The sequence below is a fragment of the Streptococcus handemini genome, from assembly GCF_040984445.1.
GTDB lineage: Bacteria > Bacillota > Bacilli > Lactobacillales > Streptococcaceae > Streptococcus > Streptococcus handemini.
This window is the reverse complement of the sequence record NZ_JBFRYH010000094.1, coordinates 1-5,545: the sequence shown is the minus strand read 5'-3', so window position 1 is coordinate 5,545 and position 5,545 is coordinate 1. Positions and strand designations below refer to the sequence as shown.

Annotated in this window: 9 protein-coding genes and 1 pseudogene; all 10 read left to right on the top strand. The window is 38.9% G+C overall.

Going from position 1 to position 5,545, the window contains the following annotated elements:
* Nucleotides 1-261: 261 nt before the first annotated feature.
* On the top strand, nt 262-471 hold the full coding sequence (locus tag ABPH35_RS10270) for a hypothetical protein (protein ID WP_368849796.1): 210 nt from the start codon (nt 262-264) through the stop codon (nt 469-471).
* Between the two features lie 10 nt (nt 472-481).
* Nucleotides 482-817: a DNA-binding protein gene (locus ABPH35_RS10265; protein WP_368849795.1), complete on the top strand. Its 336-nt coding sequence runs from the start codon at nt 482-484 to the stop codon at nt 815-817.
* Nucleotides 818-819: 2 nt separating this feature from the next.
* Nucleotides 820-1,098, top strand: a complete 279-nt coding sequence (locus ABPH35_RS10260; protein WP_368849794.1) for a hypothetical protein — start codon at nt 820-822, stop codon at nt 1,096-1,098.
* Nucleotides 1,091-1,606, top strand: coding sequence for a hypothetical protein (locus tag ABPH35_RS10255; protein WP_368849793.1), 516 nt, complete (start codon nt 1,091-1,093; stop codon nt 1,604-1,606). Before ABPH35_RS10260 ends, ABPH35_RS10255 begins: the two co-directional genes overlap by 8 nt.
* Nucleotides 1,599-3,017, top strand: coding sequence for a VapE domain-containing protein (locus ABPH35_RS10250; protein WP_368849792.1), 1,419 nt, complete (start codon nt 1,599-1,601; stop codon nt 3,015-3,017). Before ABPH35_RS10255 ends, ABPH35_RS10250 begins: the two co-directional genes overlap by 8 nt.
* 287 nt (nt 3,018-3,304) lie before the next feature.
* Nucleotides 3,305-3,526, top strand: a complete 222-nt coding sequence (locus tag ABPH35_RS10245) for a hypothetical protein (protein ID WP_349988836.1) — start codon at nt 3,305-3,307, stop codon at nt 3,524-3,526.
* Nucleotides 3,527-3,702: 176 nt separating this feature from the next.
* Nucleotides 3,703-3,873, top strand: coding sequence for a DUF2292 domain-containing protein (locus tag ABPH35_RS10240; protein WP_349988835.1), 171 nt, complete (start codon nt 3,703-3,705; stop codon nt 3,871-3,873).
* Between the two features lie 161 nt (nt 3,874-4,034).
* Complete coding sequence (locus ABPH35_RS10235) at nt 4,035-4,595, top strand: hypothetical protein (RefSeq protein WP_349988834.1); 561 nt, start codon at nt 4,035-4,037, stop codon at nt 4,593-4,595.
* A 10-nt stretch (nt 4,596-4,605) separates the two neighbouring features.
* Nucleotides 4,606-5,043 carry a hypothetical protein gene (locus ABPH35_RS10230; protein WP_349988833.1) on the top strand — a complete coding sequence of 146 codons (438 nt, stop codon included), beginning with the start codon at nt 4,606-4,608 and terminating at the stop codon, nt 5,041-5,043.
* A gap of 164 nt (nt 5,044-5,207) precedes the next feature.
* Nucleotides 5,208-5,387 (top strand): annotated as a pseudogene (locus tag ABPH35_RS10225) (HNH endonuclease); the annotation flags it as partial.
* Nucleotides 5,388-5,545 lie beyond the last annotated feature (158 nt).

Below are 5,545 nucleotides of genomic sequence, written 5' to 3'. Positions count from 1 at the left end.
TGCGGACATTATCAACCTAGCCATGGATGACTTGAACAGGTTGGCAAGTGAGCATTGTGAATTTATTGAAAGGGTGGCAAAAGATGGATTTTCAGGAACTAAGCAATATAGCAGATAAACATGAGTTAAATATCGAAGATGTAGGAGTTATCAATTGCTTTCTCCAAGCCCATGCAAGAATGAATAGTAAAAGATACGCCATTTTACACGTCTTTCAAATGGGCAAGATAGCAGGAATCAGACAAGAAAGGAAGCGTAGACATGGCAATAGATGAAATCAATTTACCGATTGGCCAAAAAATAATATTGGTGATTATCCTCGCTATCGTGAATGTGCTTCTATGGCGACATCTGGGGCATTTTCAGCTTGATAGCAAGCCCAAAAAGAAGCCAACGGATAAAGATACTAGGAAGCTACAAAATGCGAACTATGGGGCTTATATCCAAGCACAGGGACGATACTACAATTAGGGGGGTGCGAATGGCAGAAAAGACACTACCAAGCAATTATAGGCGAGTACTTGAGCTTATCCCCAAAGGGAGCGAGCGCCCTATCACAAACAGAGAAATACAGACAATTACAGGACTAAGCGAGCGAGCCATCAGGGAAATTGTGCAACGGTTAACAGTTCGCTATCAAATCCCCATCGGAATCTTGCGGAGCAATACACCAGGCTATTATTTCCCAACGAATGACGCTGAACGCTTTCAAGGTATGATAGAGCTTGATAAACAGGTCACAGAGGAACAGAAACGGCTTGAGGTCATCAAGTATGGCAATCTGAACGAACAAGAAAAATACTTGAAAGGGGGCTAGCCATGGAGGGGATTTTCAGTACAGGCTACGAGCGTAGACTGTTAGAGCAGAATTTGAAAGCCGTTAGCGCCTTTCTAGAGCATTACAACAAGCCAAAACCCAAGATATTGGGATTGATTTCACTTCCAGAGCTAAAAGACGATTTAAAAATAAGCTACAACACAATACAGCGATGGGAAAATGCAGGGCTTAAACGCTACGAGCCTCCTGTAGAGGATGGGCGGACTGTATTCTATAAAATCACTGATGTATTGATATTTTTGGGGGTTGATCATGTATGACATTTTAGAGTTGACCTTACACCGTGATAAATTATCATTTTTCGGCTTTCTGAAGAATAATCCAACTAGAATAATAAAGAATGGGGACTATTACAAATTTCTGTACTTGCTACCGCCTGATGTTGGGTTGACGGACTTTAGTTATAAGGGTATCACGGTCAAGATTGCAGAAAGAAGCATAGAAGACCATTGGGAACTTGTTCGAGACTTCCCGCCAGCTCTTGCAGGGGTTGACCTTGTGGAGGTGTTGGAGGATTTAGAAATTCACAGGCTGGAACAAGCACGGCAGGGCATCGGGCTTGAGTTGGGCGGTTGGGTATTTGATACCATTGTCAACGGTCTATATACAGAGCAGGACACAGCGCATTTTGTCCGCCTGATGTTTGTATATGGCTATGACTTTGAACAGCTGACAAGCTTATTTAGTGCCATCGTGAAGCGGTTGGAATTGGCTAGCTATTTCCTTGCAACCGCTAAAAAAATCTATAAGGGGGTAGAATTTGGATAGACAAGAGATTGTAGATAGTATCATCAAACAAGACGAAGCCCCAAAGAAAGAACCAAAACCAACCCATCAAGAACTTGCCCCCGCTTTTCGGACGTATGGAAAAACTCAGCTACCAACTCGAAGCCCTTATAATGTGGTTTTGGTTTTTGAACAACATCAAAGCATTTTCAAGGGGGTAAGGTATAATGATTTTTCGAAGACGATTGAAAAGACCAAGCCAACACCGTGGGGGACTGGTAAAGGTTTTTGGAGTGAAGAAGATACAAAGTTATCTATTGCTTTTATTGATGAAAAATATGGCTTTGCGCCAACTAGGGAGAACGTAGAAATTGCCATCTTAAAAATTGCCAAGGGAAACACTTATCACCCTGTAAAAGACCGAATAGAGTCGCAAAAATGGGACGGAGTGCAACGGGCTGAACGGTATTTCATTGACTTGCTCGGGTGCCCTGATACTAGCTACGTCCGTGAGGTAACAAGGCTTTGGCTGACGGGGTTAATTGCACGCATTTATCAGCCGGGGATAAAGTTTGAAATTGTGCCGATTTTGACGGGTGGGCAAGGTTTGGGAAAGAGTACGGCAACCAAGCGATTATTGCCTGAATTTCATTCGGATAGCGTCCGAAAGTTTGGCGACCATGCGGAAGACTACCGTATTTTACAGACTAATGCCATTATTGAATTCGGGGAGCTAAAAGGCTTTAAAAAGACAGCCATCGAAGCGGTTAAGAATTTCATTAGCGCATCAAGTGACGATATAAGGGCACTTTATAGCAGGAAACCGGAAAAAAATGACCGTCATTGTGTTTTTATTGGCACTTCTAACGCTAAGGGCTTTTTAAAGGACGAGGGCAAAGAGCGGCGCTTTTATCCTATCCAATGCGGTGTAAATGATGTAGCTTGTCACCCTATGGAGAAAGAAGAAGGGTATTTCTTGCAGGTATTGGCAGAAGCTAAAAAATGGTACGACGAGGGGCAACCCTTGACCATTTCAAGCGCTTTAGATGCGGAACTGGAACAAATACAGGAAGCCTACAAGGTGGAAGATCCAGAAAAAGAAGCAATCTTAGAGTATTTAGGTTATTTTTATCCGCCTGTAGACTGGTACGAGTTATCACCGCATGAGCGTAGGCAGTATTTTTTAAAGCACTTGCGCGAGCCTTTGGACGATAACCAATCCTATAAAGATTTTCCATTGGCATTTGGTAAAATTGGAATCGAAATCACAACCCCCAACGAAGTGGCTTATATCGTTTTTAATGAAAATCCAACCAAAGGACGAGGGGGACACTATAGCCAAAAAGCTAGGGATGTGCTGGACAATCACAGGGACTGGGAGCGGTCAGAAATCAAGAAAAGATTATGGAAAAAAGGAACCCCAACCCCTTACTATTTCAGGAAAAGGCTTTAAAGCTACTAATGCTACCGATATGCTACAGAGTTTCTACAAGAGAAAAGTCAGGTATATCAAGGCTTTTTATCTCTTGTAGCTATTTGTAGAAATAAAATATATAAAATAATATATAAGACAACACCGCTTTCCCGTTTTTTCCCTGAAAAAGTTTTTTATTGAGTTTCATGCTACATCAGCTACAAAAATGAGCGAAACCCTTGGGAGAGTAAGGCGGAACCATTGTAGAATTACCCTGCTTCTAAAGCTCGGTAATTGCTCCAAAGCTACAAAAAGGAGAAAAAAATATGAATCGATACCACTATCAGACAGAGGCACCACAATTTGACACCATTGACAGAATTAAAATAGGCATACAAGGCTATATCATCGGCTTATATCCGCAACCAGATGTAGAAATCACACTGACCAAGCTAGAAACAGGGTGGCGACTGGTGGCAGAGTATGAAGCTGATAGAGATTTGACGGAGAGCCTTGAGCGAATCGCAGGAGCTTATAAAAAGCGATGAAATCTATGGTAAAAAAGAAGTTTTTTGCTATGTATTTAACATATTGAAAAAATGTAAATTAGAAATAAAGAAAACCAAGCTAACCCCTTGAGAGATAAGGGAGTGAAAAAGGTTCTACAAATTTAACAGAATAGAAGATATGTTAAATTTAAGCGATAGAAAAAGAGGGTAAAAATATGGAAAAAGAGCACAAGAATTTGCTTCCGTTTTTGGAAGACAATTTTGTCATTTTTCAAAAAAATGATATAATAGAAATGCGGAAGTTGCCAGCCTATGGCAGTCTAATTTTTACGGTACAAGATAATAAAATAGTACAAATTGAGACACGGCAAAAAGAAAAAATATAGCTGACTGGAAAGCCAGAGGCATGATAGTAGAGTTTCACAGCTCTTTATCATGCCTCTTTTTCTGTTCTGGAAAGGAATATATGGAACATCAAGCACGGGCTAGGGATAAACCCAAAAATAACCGATAACCCATCACAAAATAACCAAAAAGGAGTAGAAAAATGAAAACATTACAAGAAATTAAGAAAGAATTATTAGCAATTAAAGAAAAAAATTTGGCAGATATTGCCCATTATCAATCAGAAATCGAAAAAAGCGATACAAATATCGCAATAGCTAAGCAGAAATTATTAAAAGCCCAAGAGGATATAGACGCAAATGCCTATAATAATGCAAAAAATGAACTCTGGACAGCTCAAAATACTAGGGAAATGCTTGTGACGCAATTGAATAAATTGACACATGAGCCACTTATGCCAATCACTGACTATAGAAAACTGGTAAAAGAAGTACATGAACTACATGAAAAAACACAAAAAGGATTTTTTACAGAAGCCGAAACAGTTTTACCAACTTTAGAAAAAATCAGCGAAAAAGCTCAAATAGAGCTTGAAGACTGTAAGGAAGTCCTTGAAATCTTAAAAAATACTATAAGCAAAAACAGGGAAGAATATACCAAATCAGAAACAGGAGCGCTAGACTCTACACTATTTAGCATGAGACCATATACTGATATATATTTCCCGCTTGCATTTAACGCTATCAAAAATCAAATCAAATAGGAGTTTTTTTATGAACAATGAAGAATTAACACAGTATTATAAAGAGTTTGGGGAAGCAATGAAAAACTCAGCCGCAAAACTTCAAGACACTACCACAAAACAAACCCCAGAAGAACATGACCCCTATAATTGGTATAACGATTTGGAAGAAAAAATAAGAAGAAACCGAGAAGAAAAAGAAAAGCGTTCAATAGAAGCAAGGGAAAAACTCCGACAAAAAGCAATAAATAAGCGAAATAGAGACCAGCAACTTTTTCACAAAGCTCTAGAGAAGTCACATAGTGAAACCATCGCCAAACGTGAAAAAGAAATAGAAGAGAAAAAAGCAAAAATAGCCGAGCAGATAGAAGAAGAATATGAGTATATACATGGTATCCGTACCGAAAAAACGAAGAACTTTTATAAAAGTATTCTAAATGAGTTGAACGAACAACTAAAAAACAATTAGAAAAAAATAGCGTTTTGACTATTGAATGTGACATAATGAAAAAATGTTACATTCATTTTTAAAGATTTAACCTAAACCATTGATAATATTGAGGTTTTTGGGGTGGTGTTGAAAGTAACAGAATACAAGATAAGTTACATTCAGATAACTAAAAAATCATCCTCTTAATTCCAGTTATTAAGAATGGTCATCCATCTGATATTGATAACTTACAGCTTGCTCATTGGCAATGTAATAGACAGAAGTCTGATAAGTTATATGCTGATGAAAGAGCAAGCGACAAAAAAGTAATTGGAAATCGCAACCTTCCGCAAAGCTGTGATTGGATTTTATACAAAGGATAATATCATGGTAATGTGCAGAAATTGAAAATTGAAAATCTTGCAGTCTTGTCAGGAAGGGGGGCTATCACCCTCCCCACGGAGGCTCGCGAGCTTCCCGCCGTCACTATGCATTTTTTCATGCGTGCAAGAAACAAAAAAAGGAGAAAAAAATGAAAAAA

Excerpts from the sequence above, each read along its gene's own strand:
- ABPH35_RS10270 (WP_368849796.1), top strand. The coding sequence starts at position 262 with ATGGCAATAGATGAAATCAATTTACCGATTGGCCAAAAAATAATATTG.
- ABPH35_RS10265 (WP_368849795.1), top strand. The coding sequence starts at position 482 with ATGGCAGAAAAGACACTACCAAGCAATTATAGGCGAGTACTTGAGCTT.
- ABPH35_RS10260 (WP_368849794.1), top strand. The coding sequence starts at position 820 with ATGGAGGGGATTTTCAGTACAGGCTACGAGCGTAGACTGTTAGAGCAG.
- ABPH35_RS10255 (WP_368849793.1), top strand. The coding sequence starts at position 1,091 with ATGTATGACATTTTAGAGTTGACCTTACACCGTGATAAATTATCATTT.
- ABPH35_RS10245 (WP_349988836.1), top strand. The coding sequence starts at position 3,305 with ATGAATCGATACCACTATCAGACAGAGGCACCACAATTTGACACCATT.
- ABPH35_RS10240 (WP_349988835.1), top strand. The coding sequence starts at position 3,703 with ATGGAAAAAGAGCACAAGAATTTGCTTCCGTTTTTGGAAGACAATTTT.
- ABPH35_RS10235 (WP_349988834.1), top strand. The coding sequence starts at position 4,035 with ATGAAAACATTACAAGAAATTAAGAAAGAATTATTAGCAATTAAAGAA.
- ABPH35_RS10230 (WP_349988833.1), top strand. The coding sequence starts at position 4,606 with ATGAACAATGAAGAATTAACACAGTATTATAAAGAGTTTGGGGAAGCA.